Raw genomic sequence first — 451 nt, 5'->3', positions numbered from 1 at the left:
TGCGGCTTGGGGTTGGTGGGTCGTGGTCCACTGTAGGACGAACTCGGCGGGGCTGAGACCGCGGTGGGCGGTGTGGGGTCGGTTGGCGTTGTAGTCGATCCTCCAGTCTTCGATGATCACGCGGGCTTCGCGCAGCGAGTCGAACCGCCACGAATTGAGCAGCTCGTCGCGCAGCCGGCCGTTGAACGACTCGATCCAGGCGTTCTGCCACGGGGAGCCGGGGTCGATGAACAGCGAACCGGTGCCGTTGAACCGGCACCAGTCGTGGACCGCATGGGCGACGAACTCAGGTCCGTTATCGAACCGCACGTAGTGCGGCACCCCGTGCTGCAGGGCCAGGGCATCCAGGACGTCGACGACGCCGTCGGCGTTGATGGCCCGATCGACGTGGATCGCCAAGGCTTGGCGGGTGAACTCGTCGATGACGTTGAGCATCTTGATCGTGCGGCCA

General features: G+C 65.4%; 1 protein-coding gene. It reads right to left on the bottom strand.

From position 1 onward, the window contains the following. On the bottom strand, positions 1-451 hold a 451-nt coding region (locus tag KIH27_RS22140; protein WP_214095092.1), incomplete at both ends, for an integrase core domain-containing protein.

Origin of the sequence: Mycolicibacter acidiphilus (genome assembly GCF_018455725.1) — a bacterium.
GTDB lineage: Bacteria > Actinomycetota > Actinomycetes > Mycobacteriales > Mycobacteriaceae > Mycobacterium > Mycobacterium acidiphilum.
Note: the sequence above shows the minus strand (reverse complement) of the source record. Positions and strands in the feature narration are given on the sequence as shown.